This window comes from Pseudomonas sp. B19125 (assembly GCF_044218855.1).
Taxonomy (GTDB): domain Bacteria; phylum Pseudomonadota; class Gammaproteobacteria; order Pseudomonadales; family Pseudomonadaceae; genus Aquipseudomonas; species Aquipseudomonas edaphica.
Window position 1 is genome coordinate 5,040,448 of record NZ_CP162589.1, and the last position, 25,972, is coordinate 5,066,419.

The following is a 25,972-nucleotide window of genomic DNA, read 5'->3' on the forward strand; positions in this document are numbered from 1 at the left end:
GCAGACCCCACGAGGCTGCGTATAAAACGATTCATGCCGGCCAAGCCAAAGCCTGTGGATGTTCAGCTATGCTTGCCGGGCGAAGGGAAACGTGAAGTGGTTCAACACCCGATGGATATCAAGTTCGCCCACCGCTTGTCTTATAAACAAGCTCGATTGACTGTGCTGGTCGGTTTCGTCTTGGGAACCTTGCTCAGCCTGATCCAAATCGGCATTGATTATGCCAGCGAAGACGCCTCGATCAACCGTGAAATACGCTCACTGATCGAAATCAGCCATAACCCTGCCTCACGTATCGCCTACAACATTGATGCCGAACTTGCCCAGGAACTGACCCTGGGCCTGTTGCACTCGCCGGCCATCACCCACGCGCAACTGGTCGATAACAATGGCGTGGTACTGGCCGACGTGAACCGGCCGCGCAAAGAGAGCGCCTACCGGCCCATCAGTGACTTCCTGTTTGGCGCCAACCGCTTGTTTGAAGATCGACTGTTCCTGAGCCACATGCCCGAGGATTCCCTCGGCGTGCTGCGCCTGGACGTCGACACCTACGCCTTTGGCAGCCGTTTCCTGCACCGCGCCGAGATAACCTTGCTCAACGGGTTCGCCCGCAGCCTGCTGCTGACAGGCATTCTGCTGGGCCTGTTCTACGTGATGCTGACCCAGCCACTGGTGCGCATCATCCGTGCCCTGAGCACCAGCAAGCAGGCCCGCCTGGATTGCCCGCCAGGTCACGAAAACGATGAAATCGGCGTGCTGGTGAACGTCGCCAACCAGCAATTCGAAAACATGCAGACCGAAATCCAGCAACGGCGCCATGCCGAGGACCGCCTCACCGAGTACCTGGGCCAACTGGAAGATATCGTCTCGGCACGCACTCTGGAGCTTAAGGCCAGCAACCAGCGCTTGAGCCAATCCAACGATGAACTCGAAGCCGCCAAATTGACCGCCCTGGCCATGGCCCAGGCGCGCGCCGCGTTCCTGGCCAATATGAGCCATGAGATCCGCACGCCGCTCAATGGCTTGCTGGGCATGATCGCGCTGTCGCTCGACAGCCCGCTGAACGCCGAACAACGCCAGCAACTGTCCATCGCCCACGATTCGGGCAAGGTGCTGGTGGAACTGCTCAACGATATCCTCGACCTGTCGAAATTCGACGCCGGCCAGTTGGAGCTCGAACGCATCCCGTTCGACCTCGGCTCATTGGTGGAAGACACCGCCAACCTGCTGTCGCAGAACGCGGCGCCGAGTGTCGAGTTGACCTGCCTGATCGACCCGCTGTTTCCTGCGCAAGTCATTGGCGACCCGACACGGGTGCGGCAAATCGTCAGCAACCTGCTTTCCAATGCCTTGAAGTTCACCCGCTTCGGGCGTGTGGATGTGCGCCTCAGTGCCGAGGATGGCCGGGTAAAAATCGAAGTCTGTGACACCGGCATCGGCATTGCCCAGGAAGCGCAGGTGAAAATATTCCAGCCGTTTACCCAGGCCGGTGCGGGTATCACACGCCAGTTCGGCGGCACCGGGCTGGGGCTGGCGTTGACGCATAACCTGTGTGAAGCGATGAAGGGCCGCTTGAGCATCAGCTCGGAAGTCGGTTTTGGCAGCCAGTTCTGTGCCGACCTGCCGCTGCCCACACACTTGCCGGCCGCACGACAAGCGCCGCTGTTGGGCGAAGTCATCGCCATCACCAACACCGGGAGTGGCCTGGCGGAATTGCTCGGCACCTTGCTGCCGGCTTGGGGGCTGGCGCTGCGCTGTTACTCCCAGGATGACGACCTGACCGGGCTGGCCCCCGACCTGCTGATCACCGATTGCCCGGAGTGCCTGTTCCGCCTGCGCCCTGGCATCAGCGCGCCGATCCTGCTGGTGACGGCCTATGGCAACTTCATGCCCAGCGAAGAAGTCGCGGCTCTGATGCCGCTGCAGCAACAGGCACGCCCGTTGAGCCGCAACGCGCTGTATCAGATTCTGCAGCGCAACCTGCGCAGCGAGGCGCAACTGATCCTCGACCCTGTCCAGATGGAAACCGTGCCCCTGGCACATCGCGCGCGCATCCTGCTGGTGGAGGACAACCCGGTCAATCAATTGGTAGCCAAGGGCATGCTCAGCAAGCTCGGCTGCGAAGTGATCGTGGCTGCCCATGGCGGCGAGGCGCTCAAGTTGCTGGAGGAGCAGCGCTTCGACATGGTGTTGATGGACTGCAATATGCCGGTGATGGACGGCTACGAGGCCAGCCGGCAGATTCGCCGCAGCGGGCGCTGGCCGGAGCTGCCTATCGTCGCCCTGACCGCCAACGCCCTGGCGGAAGAACGCGAGCGCTGCCGGGCGGCGGGAATGGATGACTACCTGGCCAAACCGTTTCGTCGCGAAGAGCTCAAAGCCCTGCTGGACCTGTGGGTGCCGAACTCGACAAGTTTTTGATCTGCGCCAGCAGCTCGTCCAGACCATTGCGCAACACGTCGGCCTGGTTCAGGTCGACACCGCTGTCGCACAGCAGCCGGGTTTTCAGGGCATGGGCCTGGTCGCGCAACTGTACGCCCGCGGGGCTCAGGCTCAGATGCACCTCGCGCTCATCCAGCGCGCTGCGCCGGCGCTGCACCAGCGCCAGCTGTTCCAGGCGCTTAAGCAGCGGCGTCAGCGTGCCAGAGTCCAGCATCAGGCGCTCGCCCAGGGCCTTGACCGTGGGTTGCGTTGGGGTCGCGCAGTGCCATTCCCACAACACCAGCATCGCCAGGTATTGCGGGTAGGTCAGGCCCAACTGATCGAGCATGGGCTTGTAAGCCCGCGTCACCGCTCGGGACGCGGCATAGAGCTTGAAACACAGCTGGTCGTCCAGCGCCAGGGACACGCGGGGCAAGTCGGTCATTTGAGCAGGGCTTCAATCTCTTGGGTCAGGGCTTCGGGCTTGGTGGTCGGGGCAAAACGCTTGACCACCTTGCCATCACGGCCGATCAGAAATTTGGTGAAGTTCCACTTGATACCTTTGGAGCCCAGCAGCCCCGGCGCTTGTTTTTTAAGTTGCACGAACAGTGGGTGGGCGTCGCTGCCATTCACGTCGATCTTCTTGAACAGCGGGAAGCTGACGCCGAAGTTCAGCTCGCAGAACTCGGAAATCGCCCCTTCGTTGCCTGGCTCCTGTTTGCCGAACTGATTGCAGGGAAAGCCCAGCACCACCAGACCCTGGTCCTTGTACTGCTGCCACACTTGCTCCAGGCCTTTGTACTGTGGGGTGAAACCACATTTGCTGGCGGTGTTGACCACCAAAATGGCCTTGCCGGCAAAATCGGCCAAGGTCTTTTGCTCACCCTTGATGGTGGTGCACGGGATGCTCAGCAGGTTGTCGCTCATGGCAGCGCCTCGGATACGGAGAAAGAGCTATAAAGGTAGTAGGCAATTCAATTGCGTGCAATTTAATTGACCGCAGTGATGCCTGCACATAGATCGTTCCCACGCTCCGCGTGGGAATGCAGCCCAGAACGCTCTGCGTTCGCTTCTAAAGTCGTGACGCGGAGCGTCACAGGAGGCGTTCCCACGCGGAGCGTCACTAGTGTCCGGTAAAAACCAAAGGGGGAGCTTGCTCCCCCTTGTTGTTCGCGACTGTCAGTCATAATCGGATTTTTCAGACTCGATTTTGACCCATGTTTACCAGTACCCGTTTAGCCCACCTACTCAGTGCGATCCCGCGCCAGTTCTTTCGGCAATCCACCGAAAAGCACCAGGCTGATCGCTACGTCAAACGCTGCACGAGCTGGCAATTGCTGGTGACACTGGTCAGCGGCCATATAACCCAAGCCTTAAGCCTGCGGTCCTTGGCCACTTTTTCCGAAACGCTAAGTCCGCATAGTTACCATCTTAAAGCGGGGCCCGTCGCCCGATCGACCCTGTCAGATGCTTTGAACAAGCGAAACTACCGGCCATTCCAGGATCTTTGCCAATTGCTGTTGAGCGGCATCAGCCGCCAACAGCGCAAAGAAGTCGGTGCCATGATTAGCCTGCTTGATTCCACGTCAATCACTTTGCGCGGACCTCACTTTGATGACTGGACAGCCTCCACGAAAACCCGCATCACGCAGGGCCTGAAAGTACATGTCGGACTAGATTTGGCGCAGTTGGCCCCGGTGTACGTCAACATCACTCCTGCCAACGTCAACGACCTGAGCGATGCGCTGGAAATGCCGATTCAGGTCGGCATGACGTATGTCTTTGACAAGGGATATTGCGATTACAACTGGTGGCACCAGTTGCAGACCAAAGGAGCCTTTTTCGTCACCCGCCTGAAAAAAAACGCCAATATCAAAGTGCTGCACAAGCACTCGATCGCAGCCGAGCAAAGCCCCGTCATGACCGACGAAGTCATCCTGTTCGGAAAAAAGCATCTAGGCGGCAAGCGTCTTAATGACTACCGAGAAACGCCGGCAAGACGCGTGGTGGTAGAACGCGAGGGACACGCCACGCCGTTAATCCTGGTGACCAATGACTTCGTAAGATCAGCCGAAGAAATCGCGGGATTGTATAAAGATCGCTGGAAGATCGAGCTGTTTTTCAAGTGGGTCAAGCAACATCTGAAACTCAAACGCTTCTACGCATTCTCTGAAAACGCCGTGCGTCTGCAGATTTACAGTGCCTTGATCAGCTACTTGTTATTGCACCTTTACCATCGTCGCTCAGAATTTACCGGTTCGTTGTTTGAGCTGACGGTTCGCATATCTCATGTCCTGCACGAACGGCCCGCGACGCCAGAGTTGAGGGATCGACGAAGGCAGGAGCGAGAAAAGCTGAAGGCTGCCCAAGGCAGCCTTCAGCTATGAAACATGTTTACCGGACACTAGTGACGCGGAGCGTGGGAACGATCAGTCAGCGTGGAACGAGGTCCAGGCACACCGAGTTGATGCAGTAACGCAGGCCGGTGGGCGGCGGACCGTCCGGGAACACATGCCCCAGGTGCGCGTCGCACTTGGCACAGGTGACTTCGGTGCGGATCATGCCGTGGCTGATGTCACGGATCTCGATCATCGCGCTGTCGGCAATCGGCGCGTAGAAACTCGGCCAGCCGCAGCCGGAATCAAACTTGGTGGTGGAATCGAACAGCGGCTCATTGCAGCAAATGCAGTGGTACACGCCATCAGTCTTGGTGGCATTGTATTTGCCGCTGAAAGGTCGCTCGGTGCCTTTGAGACGGCACACGTTGTACTGCTCCGGATCGAGCATCGCCTTCCATTCTTCAACGGTTTTCTGCAACTTATCCATCGATACACCTCGGCAACTGAAAAACCCTGATCTGTGTCTTTTCCATGGATCAGGCGGCACGTATGATTGCGCCTCTTCAAAACGCCAGTCTGGCACCCGCGCTACCGGCATTCAAACGTATTTATGGGTGCGAGCCCCGCAGGTTTCGCAGTACGGTAGTGTCCACGCCGTCTGGATCGTTCATTTTCAGGATCACATCGCCATGCAGGTCAGCAAATCGAACAAGCTCGCCAACGTCTGCTACGACATTCGCGGCCCAGTGCTCAAGCACGCCAAACGCCTGGAAGAGGAAGGCCATCGCATCCTCAAGCTGAACATTGGCAACCCGGCGCCTTTTGGTTTCGAAGCGCCGGACGAAATCCTCCAGGACGTGATCCGCAACCTGCCGACAGCCCAGGGCTACAGCGACTCCAAGGGCCTGTTCAGCGCGCGTAAAGCCGTGATGCAGTACTACCAACAAAAGCAGGTCGAAGGTGTCGGCATCGAAGACATCTACCTGGGTAATGGCGTGTCCGAGCTGATCGTGATGTCCATGCAGGCCTTGCTCAACAATGGCGATGAAGTGCTGGTGCCGGCGCCCGACTACCCGCTGTGGACCGCTGCCGTGACCCTCGCCGGCGGCCACCCGGTGCACTACCTGTGCGATGAAGGCGCGGACTGGTTCCCGGACCTGGCCGACATCAAGGCCAAGATCACCCCGAACACCAAGGCCCTGGTGATCATCAACCCGAACAACCCCACCGGCGCCGTCTATTCCAAAGAAGTGTTGCTGGGCATGCTCGAACTGGCGCGCCAGCACAACCTGGTGGTGTTCTCCGACGAGATCTACGACAAGATCCTCTACGACGACGCCGTGCACATCTGCACCGGCTCCCTGGCACCGGACCTGCTGTGCCTGACCTTCAATGGCCTGTCCAAGTCCTACCGGGTGGCGGGTTTCCGCTCCGGCTGGATCGCCATCTCGGGCCCCAAGCACAATGCCCAGAGCTACATCGAAGGCATCGACATGCTGGCCAATATGCGCCTGTGCGCCAACGTGCCGAGCCAACATGCGATCCAGACCGCTCTCGGCGGCTACCAGAGCATCAACGACCTGGTCTTGCCCCAGGGCCGTCTATTGGAGCAACGCAACCGCACCTGGGAACTGCTCAACGCGATCCCGGGCGTCAGCTGCGTGAAACCCATGGGCGCGTTGTATGCCTTCCCACGCATCGACCCGAAAGTCTGCCCGATCCTCAACGACGAGAAATTCGTGCTCGACCTGCTGCTGTCGGAAAAGCTGCTGGTGGTGCAGGGAACGGCGTTCAACTGGCCGTGGCCGGATCACTTCCGCGTGGTGACCTTGCCGCGTGTGGATGACCTGGACATGGCCATTGGTCGCATCGGCAACTTCCTCAAGTCCTATCGCCAGTAATCTAAAAGTCGCTGTACGACCGCCATTCGGTCGTACAGCGAGTATCTGGCAACACTTCTCTAGCCTGCCTCCCCTCCTCGCTCGCCGCTGCACACCACGCACCGGTCAACCCCTTGTAATTACAGGGCGCCAAAGCATGAGCGGGGTGATCACCCGTCACTTTCCAGGTCAGAAATTCCCTTCAAGGCTCTACATTGATGCTGTAGGACACAGTTTGAAATAGTCGCTCGGTTGAATCACCTTAGGCCGCACCTTATATACCCCGCAGTACGCGACATATTAAGCATGAGGAGAACTCTACAACCATGATGCGCATCCTGCTGTTCTTGGCCACTAACCTGGCGGTCGTGCTGATTGCCAGCATCACCCTGAGCCTTTTCGGCTTCAACGGGTTCATGGCGGCCAACGGGGTTGATCTGAACCTCAATCAGCTGCTGGTTTTCTGTGCGGTCTTTGGTTTTGCCGGCTCGCTGTTTTCGCTGTTCATCTCCAAATGGATGGCGAAGATGAGCACCAGCACCCAGGTCATCACCCAGCCACGCACCCGGCATGAACAATGGTTGCTGCAAACCGTTGAGCAACTGTCCCGCGAGGCCGGCATCAAGATGCCTGAGGTCGGGATCTTCCCCGCCTATGAAGCCAACGCCTTCGCCACCGGCTGGAACAAGAACGACGCGCTCGTTGCGGTGAGCCAGGGCATGCTCGAACGCTTCTCCTACGACGAAGTGAAGGCCGTGCTGGCCCACGAGATCGGCCACGTAGCCAATGGCGACATGGTCACCCTGGCGCTGGTACAAGGCGTGGTGAACACCTTCGTGATGTTCTTCGCACGGATCATCGGCAACTTTGTCGACAAGGTGATCTTCAAGAACGAAGAAGGCCGTGGTATCGCTTACTTCGTGGCGACCATCTTTGCTGAAGTGGTGCTGGGCTTCCTGGCCAGTGCGATCACCATGTGGTTCTCACGCAAACGCGAGTTCCGCGCAGACGAAGCCGGCGCCCGCCTGGCCGGCACCGGTGCAATGATCGCAGCGCTGCAACACCTGCGCTCCGAACAGGGCCTGCCGGTACACATGCCCGACAGCCTGACCGCGTTTGGCATCAACGGTGGCATCAAGCAAGGCTTTGCCCGCTTCTTCATGAGCCACCCGCCACTGGAGGAGCGTATCGACGCGCTGCGTCGTCGGGGCTGATACGACACAGAAAGGGGCGATTTGATCGCCCCTTTTTTGTAGGTGCTGATAACGCCATCGCGGGCAAGCCCGGCTCCCACATTGGAACGCATTCACTGTGGGAGCTGGGCTTGCCCGCGATGGCGATGCAATAGTCAACGCAGAGTCAGTTGATACACACGCTCCTCCAGCCGCGTAACGCCGTCCTGCACAAACTTCCAGCTCTCGCCCAGGATGTCTTGCTCTTCAAGTACAGTCAGGCTCCAACGCAAGCCCAGCAACACCCTGACTTCCTCGTCAGTCACCGCAAATGGCGGCCCAGCCTTCTGCGTCTGATCATAGTCCAGGGTGATCAGCAGCCCCTTGCAACCAGGGCGCAGAAGCGTATTCAGATGCTCAGCATATTGCGCCCGCATCAGCGGCGGCAGAGCGATCAACGCCGCGCGATCATAGAGTGCTGTGCAATCGCTCACCGCCTCGGCGTCGACAGCGAAGAAGTCGCCGCACCACACCTCGATCAAGCCGGACGCATACACCTTGAACGCGCCTTGCTGGCGGATATGCGGCGTCAACGATTGCTCATTGAAGAAGGCTTCAACCGCCTGCTCCGACAATTCCACGCCCATTACGCGATACCCATGGCTTTCGAGCCAGATCATATCCAGGCTCTTGCCACACAACGGCACCAGCACTTTTGCGCCAACCGGCAGTACCAGTTTCGGCCAATGCCGTTGCAGGTAAGGGTTGACGTCAGGCAGGTGAAAGCCAATCTGATTGCGCGCCCAGCGCTCTTGCCAAAACTTAGGCTCCATAAATCACCCTGAAAAATCGATCAAAAGGCGCTAAAACTTATATTAGATTTAGATCAATGATCTGATTGAAGATGGGCCTATGTTAACCCTCAGGACCCGACTTATGCTCCCCAGCCTGTTTATCTCCCACGGTTCGCCCATGCTCGCCCTGCAACCCGGTGCCAGTGGCCCGGCGCTGCGCCGTTTGGCGGCTGAACTGCCACGGCCAAAGGCGATTGTGGTGGTATCGGCGCACTGGGAAAGCGACCAATTACTCGTCACTGGCAGCGCCGCCCCGCAAACCTGGCACGACTTCGGTGGGTTCCCTCCCGAACTGTTTGCCGTGCAGTACCCGGCGCCGGGCAACCCGCAGCTGGCCGCGCAAATCGTCGGGCTGCTGCAAGCCGATGGCCTCGACGCGCAACTCGATGAACGCCGCCCCTTCGACCACGGCACCTGGGTGCCGCTGTCACTGATGTACCCGGCGGCGGATATTCCAGTGGTGCAGGTTTCCTTGCCTAGCCGCATGGGCCCGGCGTTGCAAACCCGAGTCGGGCATGCCCTGGCGAGCCTGCGCGAACAGGCTGTGCTGTTGATCGGCTCCGGCAGCATCACCCATAACCTGGGTGAGCTGAACTGGCGCGCCGGCCCTGAGAGCATCGAGCCGTGGGCGCGGGATTTTCGCGATTGGGTGGTGGATAAACTTGCCGCCAACGATGAAGCGGCCCTGCACGACTACCGCCGCCAGGCGCCGCATGCCGTGCGCAGCCATCCCAGCGATGAGCATTTGTTGCCGTTGTACTTTGCACGGGGCGCCGGAGGCGATTTCAGTGTGGCGCATCAGGGGTTCACCTTGGGCGCTCTGGGGATGGACATCTATCGTTTCGGCTAACAGAAATCTAAAGGTGGGAGCTGGCTTGCCTGCGATAGCGGTGGTTCAGTTAGCCTATTTGCCACTGATACACCGCTATCGCAGGCAAGCCAGCTCCCACATTTGATCGGGTGCTGATCCGAAAGAAATGCCAGGCATAAAAAATCCCCGAACCAGTCGGGGATTTTTTATCTGCGATCAATCAGCCCAAGGGCGGATCAATCTTCGCGGTAGCGACGCAGCTTCAGCTGCTTACCGGCAACGCGAGTGTCTTTGAGCTTGGCCAGCAGTTTTTCCAGGCCGTCTTCCGGCAGCTCCACCAGGGAGAAGCTGTCACGAACCTGGATGCGACCGATGGCTTCACGTGCCAGGCCACCCTCATTGAGGATAGCGCCCAGCAGGTTCTTGGCAGCGATGCCATCACGCGCGCCCAGCGCGGTACGGCAGCGAGCACGACCTTCAGCCAATGGAACCGGAGCGCGACGCTCACGATCACCACGGTCTGGACGGTCACCGGTACGCTCTGGACGATCACCGCGTGGCGCGTTGTTCGGTACCAGTGGGCGTTCTTTCTCGATCGCTGCCAGGGTCAGGGCCTGACCGTTGGTGGCTTTGCGCAGCAGAGCTGCAGCCAGGGCACGTGGGGTGCAACCGATATCGGCAGTCAGGCGGTCCAGCAGGTCGCCGTGGGTCGATTCAGCGTCAGCCACCAGCGGCGACAAGCTGTTGGTCAGTTTCTTGATGCGAGCATCGAGAACGGCCTGGGCATCCGGCAGGCGGACTTCGGCAACTTTCTGACCGGTTACACGCTCGATCACTTGCAGCATGCGGCGCTCACGCGGAGTCACCAGCAGCAGTGCACGACCTTCGCGACCCGCACGGCCGGTACGGCCGATACGGTGAACGTAGGACTCTGGATCGTAAGGCATGTCAACGTTGAACACGTGAGTGATACGTGGAACGTCGAGGCCACGGGCGGCAACGTCGGTCGCCACAACGATGTCCAGACGGCCATCCTTGAGGGAGTCGATCACGCGCTCACGTTGGTTCTGGGCAATGTCACCGTTCAGCGCAGCGGCTTTATAGCCTTTGGCTTCCAGGGCACTGGCCAGGTCCAGGGTCGCTTGCTTGGTGCGCACGAACATGATCAGGGCGTCGAAGTCTTCGACTTCCAGCAGGCTCAATACAGCCGAGGTCTTCTGGTCAGCGTGAACCAACAGGTGAGCCTGTTCGATCGCGGTAACGGTCTGAGTCTTGGTCTGGATCTTCACGTGTTGCGGATCGCGCAGGTGGCGTTCGGCAATGGCACGGATCGACTGTGGCAGGGTGGCCGAGAACAGTACGGTCTGACGGGTCGGTGGCAGTGCTTTAAAGATGACTTCCAGGTCATCCATGAAGCCCAGCTTCAACATTTCGTCAGCTTCGTCCAGAACCAGGTGGTTCACGGTCGACAGCACTTTCTCGTCACGACGCAGGTGGTCGCACAGACGGCCCGGCGTGGCGACAACGATCTGTGCGCCGTTACGGATTGCTTTAAGTTGTGGGCCCATAGGCGCGCCGCCGTAAACGGCCACAACGGTTACGCCTGGCATTTGCTTGGCGTAGGTTTCAAAAGCGGTTGCTACTTGCAGCGCCAACTCACGGGTTGGCGCCAGGATCAGGGCTTGCGGCTCGCGCTTGGCAGGATCGATGCAGTGCAGGATAGGCAGGGCGAACGCGGCGGTTTTACCGGTACCGGTTTGCGCCTGGCCAATCATGTCCTGGCCGGCCATGATGATCGGGATCGATTGCTGCTGAATAGCCGAAGGTTCTTCGTAGCCGGTCGCGATGACGGCAGCAAGAATGTTCGGGTTAAGATTAAAAGCGGCGAAGCCGCCGGTTTCCTGGGTCATGGGTCTGCCTCTAAGTGCATCCGCAAAGACCCATGCTCCAAAGCTGCGCATGCCGTGTTGAGACTCAAGAGTCGCCCTGGCTGCTTTGTCGGCGGGGATTTGCGAAAACGAATGAATGAAAAAGATTCGTCAAGGGAGAGTCCGCTGTGCGGACGTGCAGCCGAAGCTGACTTCGGGGAATTGCGCTACCTAAACGCGGCCCGGTTAAAGGCCGGCGCGCACTATACCGGAAATAGCTGAAAAAGGGAGCTTTTTTTATCCGAAAGTGCCGATATACCGCGCTACGTCACCTTCTTTGCGTATACCCGCGCCAAGGTCTATTTTTCAAAGGCCCGGCCCTGTTGGTCACAACACTTAAACGGTTCACCTGCCCATTAAGGCCCACTGGTCTAAAACCCTACCCAAGCCCCCGAGGCCACCCCCGATGAATCAAGCCAGCAGCAGTCGCGTCAGCCGTGAATTACAGGGTCATGTCCTGCTGTTGGGACTGGATCGAGTGGCCAAGCGCAATGCCTTTGACCTGGACCTGCTCAATGAGCTGAGCCTGGCCTATGGCGAATTTGATCGAAACGACGACGCTCGCGTGGCCGTGGTATTCGCCCACGGCGAACATTTTACTGCCGGGCTGGACCTGGCCAATGTCAGTGGCGTGATGTCGGGAGGCTGGCAACCACCGTTGGGCGGCTGCGATCCGTGGGGCGTGTTTGCCGGCCCCCGCGTCAATAAACCGGTGATCGTCGCGGCCCAGGGTTACTGCCTGACCATCGGCATCGAATTGATGCTGGCGGCGGATATCAACCTCTGTGCCAGCAATACGCGCTTTGCGCAGATGGAAGTGCAGCGCGGGATTTTCCCGTTTGGCGGCGCGACCCTGCGCTTTCATCAGATCGCCGGCTGGGGCAACGCGATGCGCTGGCTGCTGACCGGCGATGAGTTCGACGCCCATGAGGCGCTGCGGCTGGGGTTGGTGCAGGAAGTGATGGCCAGTGAAGACCTGCTGCCGCGCGCCATCGAACTGGCCAGCCGCATTGCCCGCCAGGCACCGCTGGGCGTGCAGGCGACGTTGATGTCGGCGCGCCAGGCACGCATGGAAGGTGAAGCCGTGGCGGCGGCCGGGTTGCAGGTGGTGGTGGAGAAACTGTTGAACAGTGAAGATGCCAAAGAAGGTGTGCGGGCGATGGTTGAGAAGCGGCCGGGGGTGTTCAAGGGGATTTGAGTAGGCTGTGCGGGCCTCATCGCGGGCAAGCCCGCTCCCACAGGTGGAATGCATTTCAACCGGAAAATGCTATTCAACTGTGGGAGCCGGGCTTGCCCGCGATGGCGTCAGTACGGGCAACTAAGTCGCCGGCCGAATCGCCTTGATCAACGCCTGCAACGAATACCCCAACCGCGGCGCCAACGCCTCGGCGCGGTCCGACAACGCTGCCATATCCAGTTCCTGATCCAGCTCCGAAGGCACCAGCAAAATCACATTGCCCTCCTTCACCGGCAGTTCCCAGTAATGCCGGTGATACAACCCGCGCAACAACGCCGCGCCCAATGGTTTACCGTCATCGGTCGCCCACTGGTTGATCACCAGCCAGCCACCCGGGTTGAGTTTTTTCTGGCAGTTTTCCAGAAAGGTCCAGGCCAGGTGCCCGACGCCTGGGCCAACATCCGTATACAAGTCGACGAAAATCAGGTCGGCCGACTCGGCGGTATCGAGCAATTGCAACGCGTCACCAATACGGATGTACAAGCGCGGGTCGTCATCCAGCCCCAGGTACTCGATGGCCAGGCGCGGCACATCCGGGCGCAGCTCGATGGCCTCGACGTCTTCCAGCGGCAGAAACTTGAGGCACGCCTGGGTCAGCGTACCGGCGCCCAGGCCGAGGAACAGCGCGCTTTCCGGTTGCTCATGGCACAACGCGCCAATCAACATCGCGCGGGTGTAGTCGTACTCGAGCCAGCTCGGGTCGGCGGTAAACACGCAGCTTTGCTCGATGGCATCGCCAAACTCGAGAAAACGGTAATCAGCCACTTCGAGCACACGAATCATGCCGAAATCATCATGGACTTCAGCCAGCAGGCGCTCGACACGCTCCTCGCTCATCACTACTCCTAAAGGGTTTACCGCACGGCAAAGGCGCGATTGTCGGCCAAGCGGCGGCAACAGGTCACGCACTAATTGCTGCTAACATTGGCGCCCGACCGTCAATCAACCTATCGAGTTCATGATGAGCCAACCCTGGAGCCCCGACAGCTGGCGCGCCCTGCCGATCCAGCAACAACCCCAGTACCCGGACGCTGCGCACTTGCTGCAAGTGGAGCAAAGCCTGGCCAGCTACCCGCCACTGGTATTTGCCGGGGAAGCACGCGAATTGCGCCGTCAGTTTGCCGAAGTGACCCAGGGCCGCGCCTTCCTGTTGCAAGGTGGTGATTGCGCCGAAAGCTTTGCCGAGTTTTCTGCTGCAAAAATCCGCGACACCTTCAAAGTACTGTTGCAGATGGCGATCGTGATGACCTTCGCCGCCGGTTGCCCGGTGGTCAAGGTTGGACGCATGGCCGGCCAGTTTGCCAAGCCGCGTTCGGCCAACGATGAAACCATCGACGGCGTCACCCTGCCCGCCTACCGTGGCGACATCGTCAACGGCATCGGCTTCGACGAAAAAAGCCGCGTGCCAGACCCGGACCGACTGCTGCAGTCTTACCACCAGTCCACTGCCACCCTGAATTTGCTGCGCGCGTTTGCCCAGGGCGGGTTTGCCGACCTGCACCAGGTGCACAAGTGGAACCTGGACTTTATCGCCAACTCCGCGCTGGCCGAAAAATACAGCCAACTGGCCGATCGCATCGACGAAACCCTGGCGTTCATGCGCGCCTGCGGTATGGACAGCTCGCCGCAATTGCGCGAAACCAGCTTCTTCACCGCCCACGAAGCGCTGCTGCTGAACTATGAACAGGCCTTCGTGCGCCGCGACAGCCTGACCAACGACTACTACGACTGCTCGGCCCATATGCTTTGGATCGGCGACCGCACCCGTCAGCTGGACGGTGCCCACGTCGAGTTCCTGCGCGGGGTCAACAACCCGATCGGGGTCAAGGTCGGCCCGAGCATGAAGCCTGAGGACCTGATCCGCCTGATCGACATCCTCAACCCGGACAACGACCCAGGCCGCCTCAACCTGATTGCGCGCATGGGCGCCGGCAAGGTCGGCGACCACCTGCCCAACCTGATTCGTGCGGTACAGCGCGAGGGCAAGCAGGTGCTGTGGAGTTCGGACCCGATGCACGGCAACACCATCAAGGCCAGCAGCGGCTACAAGACCCGCGACTTTGCGCAGATTCTTGGCGAGGTGAAGGAGTTCTTCCAGGTCCACCAGGCCGAGGGCAGCTATGCCGGCGGGATCCATATCGAGATGACCGGGCAGAACGTCACCGAATGCATTGGCGGCGCGCGGCCGATTACCGAAGATGGCTTGTCTGACCGTTATCACACGCATTGCGACCCACGGATGAATGCCGATCAGTCGCTGGAATTGGCGTTTTTGATTGCCGAGACGTTGAAGCAAGTCAAACGCTGACTCATGGGTTTGATGGGCTTGTTGTGGCGAGCGGGCTTGCCCCGCGCTGGGTGGCGAAGCCACCCTGAAACCAGCCAGCCCGTTCTTCCAGATATACCGAGGTGTTTGTAATGGGGCTGCTTCGCAGCCCAACGCGGGGCAAGCCCGCTCGCCACAAAAGCCCTCGACAACTCATATTTGCAACATCGCCACCCGAAGCCGCGCCGCACTCGGCCGCTGGCAGTTGAGCTGCACCTGCTCCAACCCCAGCCAGTCCGCCATCTGCCGCAGATTCAGGGCCAACGCCTGCATCCCTTCCTCATCCAGCCCCGGTTCTTCCTCGTGCACCGCGTGCACTGCCAGGCGCCCATTGGCGCGTTCGGCGCGCAGGTCAACCCGCGCGGCAATCCGCTCATTGTGCAAAAACGGCAGCACGTAGTAGCCATACACCCGTTTGTGTTGCGGGGTGTAGATCTCCAGCCGGTAACGAAAATCGAACAGACGCTCGGTGCGGCTGCGCTCCCAGATCAATGAATCGAACGGCGAGAGCAAGGCGCTTGCGGGCACTTTGCGTGGCACTTTGGGTTCAGGCAGGCAGTAAGCCGCCTGCTTCCAGCCCTGCACCTGGCACACCTGCAACTGCCCATCCTCGACCAACTCGGCCAGGCGGCCACGGCTGTCGGCGGGGTCCAGGCGGAAATAGTCGCGCAGGTCTTTTTCGGTGGCGACGCCCAATGCAGTCGCGCTGTGCAGCAGCAAACCGCGCTGAGCTTCGGCTTCGCTCACAGACGCTTGAAGAATATCGGCGGGAATGACCCGTTCCGGCAAATCATAGAGCCGCTCAAAACCGCGCCGGCCCGCGACGGTGACCAAACCGGCGGCGAACAGCCATTCCAGTGCGTGTTTTTCCTCACTCCAATCCCACCAGGGGCCGGCACGCTCCTCGCGGGTCGACAAGCTGCCCGCGCCCAATGCGCCTTGCTGCTCGACGGTGTGCAGCACGCGCTGAATGGTGGCCTGCTGCTCACGCCCAAAGCGCGCCATCTGCGAATAGATGCCCTGCCCTAACTTTGCCCGCTCCATGCGCCAGCGCATCAACGGGTACAGCGCCATGGGCAGCAAGGAGGCCTCATGGCCCCAATACTCAAACAACGAGCGGCGCCGGCCCTGGCTCCAGGCAGCGTGTTCAAGGATCAACGGGGAGTAATTGCCCAGGCGCGAAAACAGCGGCAGGTAATGGGAACGCACCACGGCGTTGACCGAATCGATCTGCAATACACCCAACCGCTCAATCAAACGGTTGAGGTGCGCAGCCTTGATCAATGCTGGCGCCTGGCGCCCGGAAAATCCCTGGGCCACCAGCGCCATGCGGCGTGCTTGCTTGAGGGAAAACGACAGGTCGACGGGCATGGGTCTCTCCGTGTGAGCTCGCCGACCACCCTACTGCATCCTGGCTTATTTTCGCAGCGGGTCTTGCCAGAAATGCAGATGACGCTCCTGCTCGACATCGCTGCGGTTAAGCCCAATATCCTTAAGCGCTTCATCGCTCAAGCTTGCCAGGGCATGGCGCTCCTCATGCAGCGCCTGCCAGCGGGCAATGCTGCGAAGCAGCACGGAAAACGGGCGCTTGCCCAGCAACACAAAACCTTTCTGACCTTTCATCTTCTCGCCCTCCAGTGGGGATGGCGCAAGTGTGTGCCTGGCCTTATGATCAATCCAACGAATGTTTTTTATGCAATACATCTCTGAGATTGATCTATTGTCCAGCTACCCGAGCATTGACACCGACGTACTGCGCACCTTCGTCGCCATCGCCGACCAGGGCGGCTTTACCCGCGCCGGCGAGTTGGTCAACCGCACGCAATCGGCGGTGAGCATGCAGATGAAGCGGCTGGAAGAAGACGTGCTGCAACGCAAGTTGTTCGAGCGCGATGGCCGCCAAGTAAGGCTCACGCCGGAAGGCGAGGTATTACTGGGTTATGCACGGCGCATCCTGAAACTGCACAGTGAAGTGTTCAACACCCTGCGCGAACCGCATATGGTGGGATTGGTGCGCATCGGCACGCCGGATGACTACGTGATGCGCTTTCTGCCGGGCATTCTAAAACAGTTTTCCAAGGCCTACCCACTGATCCAGATCGAGATGCACTGCGAGTCATCATCGGTGTTGATGCAGCGCAGAGACTTGGCGCTGACCGTCATCAGCCGTGAACCCGGCAAGGAAATCGGCGAGTTGTTGCGCACCGAGCGCATGGTGTGGGCGGCCGCGCCGTGCTTCTGCGTGGACGAGCACGAGGCACTGCCCCTGGCCGGTTCCGGTACTGACTGCCTTTACTACCAGTGGACCCGTGCAGCGCTGGATGCGGCCGGGCGTGATTATCGCATGGCCTACCACAGCTCTAATGTGGCGGCGATCCAGGCGGTGGTTAACGCTGGCCTGGCAGTGATGGTGTGCATGGAAAGCCTGGTGACCGACGACTTGCGAATCCTGAGCAGCGACGACGGCTTCCCGCCACTGCCCTCGATGAACCTGCACTTGTTACGCAACCCGGCAATGACCTCGCCGATCACCGAATGCCTGGCGCAATACATCGTCGAAGGCTTCAGACTTTAAAGGTCAACATCACCGCACACACCGCCAGGAAAGCGCAGAACAGCCCGCGCAACACACGCTCCGGCAGCGCATGGGCGACTTTCACGCCCCAACTGATGCTCAGCAGACCACCCACCGCCAGCGGCACGCCGATCATCCAGTCCACTTCATGGTGCCAGGCGTAGGTGACCAGCGTCACACTGGTACTGGGCAATGCCAGGGCCAGCGACAAGCCTTGCGCAACCACTTGGGTGGTGCCGAACAGGCTGGTCAGTACCGGCGTGGCAACCACCGCGCCGCCCACGCCGAACAAGCCGCCCATGGAACCGGACGCAGCACCCAGCACGCCAAGCCATGGCCAGGAATAACGCATTTGCGCAGACGGCGGTGCGTTGCGGGTGAACAGGCGCAGCAGGTTGTACGCCGCCAGCGTCAGCAAGAACGCGATGAAGCCGATGCGCATGGCCCCGGCGTCCAGGCCCACCGCCCAGATCGAACCCAGCCAGGCAAAGCTGAAGCCCATGACCCCCAGCGGCAGCGCGTGACGCAATTCAATCCGGTTGCGTTGATGGTAACGCCACAAGGCCAGCATCACGTTGGGCACGACCATCACCAAGGCCGTGCCTTGGGCAATCTGTTGATCCAGGCCGAACAACACGCCCAGTACCGGAATTGCGATCAGCCCGCCACCAATGCCAAACAACCCGCCGACCGTACCGAGCGCCGCGCCCAATACCAGATACATCGCCAAATCCATCACCGCTCACCACTCCAGAAGCCCAGGCCTTGCATGCTACGCAGTCGGCTATAGCGTGGAAACGCACAGCAACGCACAATGGCTGTGCCAATCTCGCATAAGCGCACGCCCATGAACCCCAACACTCTGACCGAGCAACTGAGCCTGTTTCTGGATGTATTGGAGACCGGCAGTTTTTCCGCCGCCGCGCGCCGCCACCCACTGACACCCTCGGCGGTAGCGCGGCGCATCGACAGCCTGGAAAGCTCGGTGGGCAGCCGCCTGTTCCAGCGCAGCACCCACGCGGTGCTGCCCACGCCGGCGGGCCTGGCCTTCGCCGAGCGGGCGCGGCGGATCGTCAGCGAATTGCAGCTGGCCCGTGCCGAAGCCGTGTCCTTGAGCCATGCACCGGAAGGCTTGATCCGGGTGGACGCCCCGGCCGCCTTTGGTCGACGGCACTTGGCGCCGGTAATTGCCGACTTTTTGAATGTGTACCCTGGGCTCGATGTGCACCTGCACTTGATCGACAGCTTTGTCGATATGCAGGGCGCGCACCTGGGCAAAGTCGATTTGGTGCTGCGCGCCGGGCATATCGTTGACACTCGCCTGGTGGCCACGCCCCTGGCGAGCATTGTGCGCATCGCCTGTGCCAGCCCGGCATACCTCAAAAGCCATGGCACGCCCAGCCACCCACGCGAGCTGAGCGAGCACGATGGCCTGGACTGGGACGGCCTGGCGCCGATGTTCGCGTGGCGCTTCGAACTGGATGGGCGCCGCACCCTCTACCGGCCGCGGCGTATCCGCATGAGCGCCAACAACGCCGAAGCACTACTGTCTGGCGCCCTTGCCGGGCTGGGTATCGCCCACCTGCCCACGTGGCTGGCCAGCGAATACCTGGTGCGCGGCGAGTTGCTGCCGCTGTTTTGCGAAAACGGTCTGCCCAGCCCGGAAACCGCTGGCATCTACGCGTTGCGCCTGGAACAGCAACCGAATGCGCGCAGCCGTTTGCTGCTGGAATACCTCAAATCGCGTTTCAGCCCTGTGCCGCCATGGGATCTGGCGCTGCAAAGCGGCCTGGTCTGACCGCTGCGCCAGAATTATCTGGCGCATTAAAGGTTTGCCCGCTAGATTCCTGGGCATACACGCTTTTTAAGGCAGCACCATGAGTAAAAATCCCAACCCGTGCGAAAACCTGATGCTGGACAACCAGCTGTGTTTCGCCCTGCACTCCACCTCGTTGCTGATGACCAAAGTCTACAAGCCGCTGCTACAAGCCCTCGGCCTGACCTACCCGCAGCACTTGGCCATGATGGTGCTGTGGGAAGAGGATGGCTTGACCGTCGGCGAAATCAGCCACCGCTTGCTCACCGATCCGGGCTCCCTCACGCCATTGCTCAAACGCCTGGAAGCCGAAGGCCTGCTCAGCCGCACCCGCAAGCGTGAAGATGAGCGGGTGGTGGTGGTGGAACTGACCGAAGCGGGACGTGCCTTGCAGGAAAAGGCAATGGGGATTCCGCAGTGCATTCTGGGAGCGAGCGGTATGCAGCTTGAGCAGTTGCGCAAGCTGCAGGCGGATCTGATTGCGTTGCGTAGTAATTTGCAGGGCGCTGTCTGACGCGATTTTCCAAACACTAAAAATCTGAATGTGGGGCTTGCCCGCGATAGCGGTGTGTCAGTCGCCAGATGTGCTAACTGATTCACCGCCATCGCGGGCAAGCCCGCTCCCACATTTTGGGATTTTTGTACTCAACAAAACATTTTTTATATTTATCTTGCGCGCTAAATATTAGCGCTATATATTCGCCTCACCAACTACTTAGCGCGCAAACATTTAGCGCTAAACCACAAGAGGACGACACCATGCAAACGCTCTATACCGCAGTAGCCACCGCCACCGGCGGCCGTGATGGTCGCGCTGTTTCCAGCGACAACATCCTCGACGTCAAACTCTCCACCCCAAAAGAATTGGGCGGCGCTGGCGGCCAGGCCACCAACCCCGAGCAACTGTTCGCCGCCGGCTATTCGGCCTGCTTTATCGGCGCGCTGAAATTCGTCGCCAGCCAGACAAAACGCAAAATCCCGGATGACGCCTCGATCACCGCCCACGTCGGCATCGGCCAAATCCCCGGCGGTTTCGGCCTGGACATCGACCTGCACGTCAGCCTGCCGGGCCTGGCACAAGACGAGGCGCAAAGCCTGGTCGACGCCGCGCACCAGGTCTGCCCGTACTCCAACGCCACCCGTGGCAACGTCGATGTGCGCCTGCACGTGACGGTCTGATTTACACACGCGCACAAAAAAGCCCGACGCCAGGTCGGGCTTTTTTTGTCGTACGGTTGGGCCAGAATTACTTCTTGGCGCGACCTTTGTACGAACCACCTTCACGGGTGTCGATTTCGATCATGTCGTCGATTTCGATGAAATCAGCAACTTGCAGCTCGGTACCGTTAGCCAGTTTGGCAGGCTTCATCACCTTGCCCGAAGTGTCGCCGCGAGCGGAACCTTCGGTGTAGGCAACTTTACGCACGATGGTGGTCGGCAGCTCTACGGAAACCAGACGGTCTTCGAAGAAGATCGCTTCGCAGACGTCTTCCATGCCTTCTTCCACGAACGGCAGAACGGCTTCGATATCTTCAGCGTTCAGCTCGTACATGGTGTAGTCGGTGGTGTCCATGAACGTGTAGGTGTCGCCGCTGATGAAGGACAGGGTCGCTTCTTTGCGGTCGAGGATCACGTCGTCCAGTTTGTCATCGGCGCTGTAGACGATCTCGGTCTTGTAACCGGTCAGCAGGTTCTTCAGCTTGGTCTTCATGATTGCGCTGTTACGACCAGACTTGGTGAACTCAGCTTTCTGAACCAGCCAAGGGTCGTTTTCGAGACGGATCACTGTACCGGGTTTCAGTTCTTTACCAGTTTTCATTGCATATATCCGAAATTTGGATGGGATTTACAAAATTCAAGGTGGCGTATCATATCCAACTTTCATAAAACTGTACCAGCGCCGTCGCAAGATCGGCCTGCAAGCCTTGTTCCAGACACCAGGTTTGCGCGTGCAGGTGTACCTCCGGCCAGTGTTCCATGAGCATTTTCCACGCTTGTGCCATATCGCCATCAGCGTTCCAGGCTTGCCACAGGGTCACCACAGCGACCTTGGCGGCGGGCGACAACGCGGCGGTGTACAGCGCTAGAAAGGCGTCGAGCTTGTCCAGGTGGATGTCTTCGTCCTGGCGATAGATGTGCCACAGCAACGGCCGCCCTGCCCATTGGGCACGCACGAACGAGTCTTCGCCGCGCACGGCGTTGAAGTCGCAGCACCACAGCAGGCGGTCATATTGTTCCTGGCGCACGAACGGCAGCACCTGCACGGTCAGCGCCTCGCGTTGATGCACATCGCCCACCGCCAGCGCCTCGACACCGAGCCAGCGCTGCACGTCGCCGAGGATGCGGCCTTCCGGCACCAACAGATGAGTGGCATGCCCATCCGTCGCCAACACGTCCAGCCAGCTGGCGAGCCCGGCATTTTCATAGGCAAACAACGACATCAGCCGCGCACCGGCTGCCGGAACGACGCCTATCGACTGCAGGAATTGTTGTCGCGCTGCGCCGTCATGCTGAAATGCCTGACGCTGCTCCAACAACCCGCCTTCACGCAAAAGCCCGCCCGTGCCCGGACGAAACCCCGGAAAGAAGAAGTACTTTTGCACGCCCTTGAACTTCACCGACGGCAGGCGGTGGCAACCCACCACCCAGTCTTCGGCGCTGAGGTAATCCAGGTTCATCCACAACGGCGTGCGTTCGCGCGCGGCCATGGCCTCCATATAATCGGGCGGCAACTGGCAAGCGAAGGCGGCGATCACAACGTCGGCGGGTGGCGTCTGCGGCCAGTCGGCCGGCCAGTGACGCACTTCAACGCCTTCCTGCCATTGCTGATCGCGCTGCACCTCGATTTCGGGGCACATGCGCTCGAAGGCGCGCAGGTCGTCGACCCATAAGCGCACTTCGCACGCATGCTCAACCACCAACTGCCGGGCCAGGCGCCAGGTCACGCCGATGTCGCCGTAGTTGTCGACGACGCTGCAAAAAATATCCCAGCGGGCTTTCATTCCGGGCTCCAACATTCAAAGGCTCGATTGTCCGCATAAATGCGCCGATGCAGAAGGCTTGATCGCGATTATTCTGCACAGTGGCTGTGCGACAATCGCCGCCACGCCGTCAATGCCTGCCAGGAGGCCAACATGTCCGAACGTCCGTTGTCGCTGTTCAAGCTCAGTGCTGCCGTGGCCTTTGGCCTGTGGCTGGGGTTTATCGCCATTGTGCTGACCGCCTGGCTGACCTCGCGCTACCTGTTCCCGCAAAGCCTCGCACCCGTGGCTCAAGCGGTTCAACAAGCCGTTCAACAGATGGGCAAACCGGCCGCTGTGGCGCCGGAGCCGCCGAACCGTATGTTCGAGCAATACACCGAGAACCTGCGCAAGCAGGAACAACAACAAACCCTGGACCAGGCGCGCAACAATGCGCGCAACCTGTCCAACCCCAAATGCCAGTTCTGGCTGCAACAAGACCAGAACGCGCCCAATGAAAAGAGCAAGGCGAATGTCCTGCAATTTTGCGAATGACCCAGCACACCCATGAATAAACATGCCGTTCACCAGTTGATCCTGGAAAAACTCAGCGTCGACCTCGACATCGCTCAGCGTGCCGCACAGACCGCCTACGAAACCGCGACCCACGAAGAAAACATCGCGGAGAACAAGTACGACACCTTGGGGCTGGAAGCTTCCTACCTCGCGGCCGGGCAAGCCAAACGCGTCGAAGAGATCAAGCAAGCGCTGGCGTTGTGCCAGAACCTGCAACTACGCGCCTACGATGATCAACGCGGGATTGAGGTCGGCACGCTACTGGGCCTGGAGGACGAGAACAGCCGCCAGCAGTGGCTGTTCCTGGCGCCGGATGCGGCAGGCTTGAAAGTCGATGTGGTGGGCCAGCCGGTGACCGTCATCACCCCGCGCTCGCCCCTGGGCAAAAGCCTGCTGGGCAAGTTCGAGGGTGATGAGGTGGAGATTCTGGTGGCGGGCGCCCGGCAACACTTTACGGTTACCGAGGCCAAATAAACCACTCCTGTGGCGAGGGAGCTTGCTCCCTCGCCACACCTGCAATAATCAATATCAGTGGACGGGCAATTCAACGCCGTCAAACAGCTCTTCCAGTTCCTGCTTGTTATGGCACTGGATCGCCTTGGCCATGACTTCACGGGTCAGGTGCGGTGCAAACTTCTCGATGAAGTCGCACATGAAACCACGCAGGAAGGTGCCACGGCGGAAGCCGATCTTGGTCACGCTGGACTCGAACAATTCGCTGGCGTCGAGCACGACCAGGTCTTTATCGAGGTTGGTGTCGACTGCCATCTTGGCGACGATACCCACACCCAGGCCCAGGCGCACGTAGGTCTTGATCACGTCGGCGTCGGCGGCGGTGAACACCACTTTCGGCGTGAGGCCGCGATGGCTGAAGGCTTCATCGAGCTTGGAGCGGCCGGTAAAGCCGAATACGTAAGTGACGATCGGGTATTCAGCCAGGGCTTCGAGGGTCAGCTTCGGCAGCTTGGCCAACGGGTGGCCCTGGGGCACGACCACGCAACGGTTCCAGCGGTAGCACGGCATCATCACCAGGTCGCCGAACAGCTCAAGGGCTTCGGTGGCGATGGCAAAATCGACGGTGCCGTCAGCAGCCATCTCGGCGATCTGCATCGGCGAACCCTGGTGCATGTGCAGGGCCACATCGGGGTATTGCTTGATGAAATCGCGGATCACCGGCGGCAAGGCATAACGCGCCTGGGTGTGGGTGGTGGCGATCGACAGGGTGCCTTTCTTCTCGTTGGAGAATTCCTGGGCGATCTGCTTGATGCTTTCGACTTTGCGCAGGATCTCGCCGGCGGTGGTGATAATGCGCTCACCGGCCGGGGTCACACGGGTCAGGTGTTTGCCGCTGCGCGCGAATACTTCGACGCCCAGCTCGTCTTCGAGCAGGCGGATCTGCTTGCTGATACCGGGTTGCGAGGTGTAAAGGCTTTGAGCGGTAGCGGAAACGTTGAGGTCGTGGTGCGCCACTTCCCAGATGTAGCGCAGTTGTTGAAGCTTCATATATGTCCCTCAAAGCGGATAGACGCCACGGGTATCAGCGACGGTATATAACTATATTAAAGGTCAGACAGATAAATCTAGAACTTTTTATCGTTTTTACCCATCACGTGTCATCAGTGCGTCGACGCTGTAGCGACGGCACCATGTAAACCGGCACTGTGGCCAGTTGCAGTACCCGCGCCGCCGTGCGCCCAAGCGGTGTGGCGGTCGCGGTTGTGTGGCTATGACTACCTACGATCAACAGGTCAACGGAAAGTTTACGCAGTTGGTCGAGAATCACCTCGCACGGGTCCCCCTGGATCACGCGCACCGAGCGAATCAACTGCAGGTCTTGCTCGCCCTCCCCCAACTCCTCGCGAAAACTGTCGAGCACCCGTTGCTCAATGGTCGCCATCACCGTGTTCAGGCCCTGGCTCTGCCATTCACTCAGGGCCTTCTCATCAAGGTAGCTTTGCAACACCGATTCGGCGAACAACCCGATCGGCTCGACCACATGAATCACATACAAATCCGCCTTGAACGTCCGGGCCAGCGCCAGCGCATGTTGCATGACATACGGCGCATACAGACCGAGGTCCGTGGCATACAACATCGAACGAATCATAGAACCTCCTGGACTGCCAGGATGGCGGGGATTGATTGAGCTTAGCAGCTAGCTCTCGGTCTGGATTTTCAACTCATTGCTGATGCCATGGGGCACATGCCCGGTGGTTACCACCTCCCTGGCTTTCTCACAATGACCGGCCTGGTCGTCGAAAAACACATCGGCGGCGAACGCCTCCAAAAACGCGGATTTCTCCAGGCCGCCAAGGAACAGTGACTCATCCAGGCGGATGTCCCATTCGCGCAAGGTGCGAATCACCCGCTCATGGGACGGCGCCGAACGCGCGGTGACCAGGGCGGTGCGGATCGGGCAGGCGTCGTCCGCGAACTCGCGCTGCAACAGGTTGAGCGCCGCCAGGAAGCCCTTGAACGGACCGCCGTGCAAAGGCTCGCGTGCCGACTCGCGCTCGCTGGCATGAAACGCCTCTATCCCACCGACCTGATACACGCGCTCCGACTCATCGGAAAACAGCACCGCATCGCCGTCGAATGCAATGCGCAGTTCTTCACTCGATGCCCGGCGCGCGCCGCCGGACAGAATCGTCGCCGCAGCAAAACCAGCATCCAGGGCGCTGCGCACATCTTCAGCGTGGGTCGACAAAAACAAATGGCAACCAAACGCGGCCAAATAAGGATATGGACTACGCCCTCCTACGAAAGCGGCGCGGGAAATATCCAGGCCGTAATGCTGGATCGAATTGAACACGCGCAAACCGGTGTCGGCGCTGTTGCGTGACACCAGCACCACTTCGACGCGGGCACGCCCGAGGCTGGCGTTAAGGCTAAGGAGCTTTTTGACCAGCGGGAAGGCGTCGCCGGGTTCGAGGGTTTCTTCCTCGTGTTCGATCTGGTATTTGCGATACGCCTCCACCCCTTCGTTCAGGTAGATCTTGTGGCTGTCGCTCAGGTCGAACAGTGCCCGCGACGAAATCGCCAGCACCAGTTTGTCGCCCAATCCTTTCGCCATAGTG

27 protein-coding genes are annotated in these 25,972 nt (G+C 59.8%); 13 read left to right on the forward strand and 14 right to left on the reverse strand.

What is annotated here, in order from left to right; all coding sequences use genetic code 11:
* Positions 1-111: 111 nt before the first annotated feature.
* Positions 112-2,421 (forward strand): response regulator, encoded by a 2,310-nt coding sequence (locus AB4P96_RS22820; protein WP_395600113.1) that lies wholly within the window; start codon positions 112-114, stop codon positions 2,419-2,421.
* Here AB4P96_RS22820 and AB4P96_RS22825 read toward each other — a convergent pair.
* Both AB4P96_RS22825 and AB4P96_RS22830 read right to left on the reverse strand, forming a co-directional pair.
* Positions 2,375-2,866: a MarR family winged helix-turn-helix transcriptional regulator gene (locus AB4P96_RS22825; RefSeq protein WP_017136171.1), complete on the reverse strand. Its 492-nt coding sequence runs from the start codon at positions 2,864-2,866 to the stop codon at positions 2,375-2,377. The two genes, AB4P96_RS22820 and AB4P96_RS22825, sit on opposite strands and share 47 nt — an antisense overlap.
* Positions 2,863-3,348 (reverse strand): glutathione peroxidase, encoded by a 486-nt coding sequence (locus tag AB4P96_RS22830; protein WP_099549066.1) that lies wholly within the window; start codon positions 3,346-3,348, stop codon positions 2,863-2,865. The genes AB4P96_RS22825 and AB4P96_RS22830 overlap by 4 nt, the downstream gene beginning before the upstream one ends.
* Before the next feature lie 290 nt (positions 3,349-3,638).
* Between AB4P96_RS22830 and AB4P96_RS22835 the strand changes: the two genes are divergently transcribed.
* Positions 3,639-4,808 carry an IS4 family transposase gene (locus AB4P96_RS22835; protein WP_099549335.1) on the forward strand — a complete coding sequence of 390 codons (1,170 nt, stop codon included), beginning with the start codon at positions 3,639-3,641 and terminating at the stop codon, positions 4,806-4,808.
* A 46-nt stretch (positions 4,809-4,854) separates the two neighbouring features.
* Here AB4P96_RS22835 and msrB read toward each other — a convergent pair whose 3' ends face one another.
* Positions 4,855-5,247 (reverse strand): peptide-methionine (R)-S-oxide reductase MsrB, encoded by a 393-nt coding sequence (gene msrB / locus AB4P96_RS22840; protein WP_017136169.1) that lies wholly within the window; start codon positions 5,245-5,247, stop codon positions 4,855-4,857.
* Between the two features lie 202 nt (positions 5,248-5,449).
* Here msrB and AB4P96_RS22845 point away from each other — a divergent pair, with 202 nt between their 5' ends.
* Positions 5,450-6,661 (forward strand): pyridoxal phosphate-dependent aminotransferase, encoded by a 1,212-nt coding sequence (locus tag AB4P96_RS22845; protein ID WP_017136168.1) that lies wholly within the window; start codon positions 5,450-5,452, stop codon positions 6,659-6,661.
* 305 nt (positions 6,662-6,966) lie between these two features.
* Complete coding sequence (gene htpX, locus AB4P96_RS22850; RefSeq protein ID WP_017136167.1) at positions 6,967-7,854, forward strand: protease HtpX; 888 nt, start codon at positions 6,967-6,969, stop codon at positions 7,852-7,854.
* Between the two features lie 134 nt (positions 7,855-7,988).
* On the opposite strand, the gene AB4P96_RS22855 is transcribed toward htpX, so the two are convergent.
* A complete protein-coding gene (locus tag AB4P96_RS22855) occupies positions 7,989-8,645 on the reverse strand; it encodes a thiopurine S-methyltransferase (protein ID WP_138451883.1) in 657 nt (218 codons plus the stop codon).
* Positions 8,646-8,748: 103 nt separating this feature from the next.
* On the opposite strand from AB4P96_RS22855, the gene AB4P96_RS22860 reads away from it, so the two are divergent.
* Positions 8,749-9,516 carry a DODA-type extradiol aromatic ring-opening family dioxygenase gene (locus tag AB4P96_RS22860; protein ID WP_395600114.1) on the forward strand — a complete coding sequence of 256 codons (768 nt, stop codon included), beginning with the start codon at positions 8,749-8,751 and terminating at the stop codon, positions 9,514-9,516.
* Positions 9,517-9,713: 197 nt separating this feature from the next.
* Here the strand turns inward: AB4P96_RS22860 and AB4P96_RS22865 are convergent, their stop codons facing one another.
* Positions 9,714-11,387, reverse strand: a complete 1,674-nt coding sequence (locus AB4P96_RS22865) for a DEAD/DEAH box helicase (protein ID WP_017136163.1) — start codon at positions 11,385-11,387, stop codon at positions 9,714-9,716.
* A 424-nt stretch (positions 11,388-11,811) separates the two neighbouring features.
* Here AB4P96_RS22865 and AB4P96_RS22870 point away from each other — a divergent pair, with 424 nt between their 5' ends.
* Positions 11,812-12,603 carry a crotonase/enoyl-CoA hydratase family protein gene (locus AB4P96_RS22870; RefSeq protein WP_017136162.1) on the forward strand — a complete coding sequence of 264 codons (792 nt, stop codon included), beginning with the start codon at positions 11,812-11,814 and terminating at the stop codon, positions 12,601-12,603.
* Between the two features lie 120 nt (positions 12,604-12,723).
* Here the strand turns inward: AB4P96_RS22870 and AB4P96_RS22875 are convergent, their stop codons facing one another.
* Positions 12,724-13,479 carry a spermidine synthase gene (locus AB4P96_RS22875; RefSeq protein WP_017136161.1) on the reverse strand — a complete coding sequence of 252 codons (756 nt, stop codon included), beginning with the start codon at positions 13,477-13,479 and terminating at the stop codon, positions 12,724-12,726.
* 124 nt (positions 13,480-13,603) lie between these two features.
* Between AB4P96_RS22875 and AB4P96_RS22880 the strand changes: the two genes are divergently transcribed.
* Positions 13,604-14,950, forward strand: coding sequence for a class II 3-deoxy-7-phosphoheptulonate synthase (locus tag AB4P96_RS22880; RefSeq protein WP_017136160.1), 1,347 nt, complete (start codon positions 13,604-13,606; stop codon positions 14,948-14,950).
* Positions 14,951-15,121: 171 nt separating this feature from the next.
* On the opposite strand, the gene AB4P96_RS22885 is transcribed toward AB4P96_RS22880, so the two are convergent.
* Complete coding sequence (locus tag AB4P96_RS22885; protein ID WP_395600115.1) at positions 15,122-16,339, reverse strand: winged helix-turn-helix domain-containing protein; 1,218 nt, start codon at positions 16,337-16,339, stop codon at positions 15,122-15,124.
* Positions 16,340-16,384: 45 nt separating this feature from the next.
* Entirely contained in the window at positions 16,385-16,591 is a 207-nt protein-coding gene (locus AB4P96_RS22890; RefSeq protein ID WP_026013616.1) for a DUF1127 domain-containing protein, read from the reverse strand.
* 70 nt (positions 16,592-16,661) lie between these two features.
* Here AB4P96_RS22890 and AB4P96_RS22895 point away from each other — a divergent pair, with 70 nt between their 5' ends.
* Positions 16,662-17,543, forward strand: coding sequence for a LysR family transcriptional regulator (locus tag AB4P96_RS22895; protein WP_395600116.1), 882 nt, complete (start codon positions 16,662-16,664; stop codon positions 17,541-17,543).
* Here AB4P96_RS22895 and AB4P96_RS22900 read toward each other — a convergent pair.
* Positions 17,533-18,282, reverse strand: a complete 750-nt coding sequence (locus AB4P96_RS22900; RefSeq protein WP_017136156.1) for a sulfite exporter TauE/SafE family protein — start codon at positions 18,280-18,282, stop codon at positions 17,533-17,535. The two genes, AB4P96_RS22895 and AB4P96_RS22900, sit on opposite strands and share 11 nt — an antisense overlap.
* A 108-nt stretch (positions 18,283-18,390) precedes the next feature.
* Between AB4P96_RS22900 and AB4P96_RS22905 the strand changes: the two genes are divergently transcribed.
* The 3 genes from AB4P96_RS22905 to AB4P96_RS22915 all read left to right on the forward strand — a co-directional run bounded on the left by AB4P96_RS22905 (position 18,391) and on the right by AB4P96_RS22915 (position 20,538).
* On the forward strand, positions 18,391-19,341 hold the full coding sequence (locus AB4P96_RS22905; RefSeq protein ID WP_058422841.1) for a LysR family transcriptional regulator: 951 nt from the start codon (positions 18,391-18,393) through the stop codon (positions 19,339-19,341).
* A gap of 79 nt (positions 19,342-19,420) precedes the next feature.
* Positions 19,421-19,873 carry a MarR family winged helix-turn-helix transcriptional regulator gene (locus AB4P96_RS22910; RefSeq protein ID WP_395600117.1) on the forward strand — a complete coding sequence of 151 codons (453 nt, stop codon included), beginning with the start codon at positions 19,421-19,423 and terminating at the stop codon, positions 19,871-19,873.
* A 245-nt stretch (positions 19,874-20,118) separates the two neighbouring features.
* Positions 20,119-20,538, forward strand: a complete 420-nt coding sequence (locus tag AB4P96_RS22915; protein WP_076017342.1) for an organic hydroperoxide resistance protein — start codon at positions 20,119-20,121, stop codon at positions 20,536-20,538.
* A gap of 67 nt (positions 20,539-20,605) precedes the next feature.
* On the opposite strand, the gene AB4P96_RS22920 is transcribed toward AB4P96_RS22915, so the two are convergent.
* Both AB4P96_RS22920 and earP read right to left on the reverse strand, forming a co-directional pair.
* Positions 20,606-21,178 carry an elongation factor P gene (locus AB4P96_RS22920; protein WP_017136152.1) on the reverse strand — a complete coding sequence of 191 codons (573 nt, stop codon included), beginning with the start codon at positions 21,176-21,178 and terminating at the stop codon, positions 20,606-20,608.
* 49 nt (positions 21,179-21,227) lie between these two features.
* Positions 21,228-22,361, reverse strand: coding sequence for an elongation factor P maturation arginine rhamnosyltransferase EarP (gene earP / locus AB4P96_RS22925; protein WP_395600118.1), 1,134 nt, complete (start codon positions 22,359-22,361; stop codon positions 21,228-21,230).
* Positions 22,362-22,493: 132 nt separating this feature from the next.
* On the opposite strand from earP, the gene AB4P96_RS22930 reads away from it, so the two are divergent.
* Entirely contained in the window at positions 22,494-22,874 is a 381-nt protein-coding gene (locus AB4P96_RS22930; protein ID WP_395600119.1) for a hypothetical protein, read from the forward strand.
* 12 nt (positions 22,875-22,886) lie between these two features.
* Positions 22,887-23,369: a GreA/GreB family elongation factor gene (locus AB4P96_RS22935; protein WP_069788694.1), complete on the forward strand. Its 483-nt coding sequence runs from the start codon at positions 22,887-22,889 to the stop codon at positions 23,367-23,369.
* Positions 23,370-23,423: 54 nt separating this feature from the next.
* On the opposite strand, the gene cysB is transcribed toward AB4P96_RS22935, so the two are convergent.
* The 3 genes from cysB to AB4P96_RS22950 form a co-directional block, all read right to left on the reverse strand.
* Positions 23,424-24,398, reverse strand: a complete 975-nt coding sequence (cysB, locus tag AB4P96_RS22940; protein ID WP_003189876.1) for an HTH-type transcriptional regulator CysB — start codon at positions 24,396-24,398, stop codon at positions 23,424-23,426.
* A gap of 103 nt (positions 24,399-24,501) precedes the next feature.
* Complete coding sequence (locus AB4P96_RS22945) at positions 24,502-25,002, reverse strand: universal stress protein (RefSeq protein ID WP_017136149.1); 501 nt, start codon at positions 25,000-25,002, stop codon at positions 24,502-24,504.
* Positions 25,003-25,050: 48 nt separating this feature from the next.
* Positions 25,051-25,968 carry a 5'-nucleotidase gene (locus AB4P96_RS22950; RefSeq protein ID WP_017136148.1) on the reverse strand — a complete coding sequence of 306 codons (918 nt, stop codon included), beginning with the start codon at positions 25,966-25,968 and terminating at the stop codon, positions 25,051-25,053.
* Between the last annotated feature and the right edge of the window lie 4 nt (positions 25,969-25,972).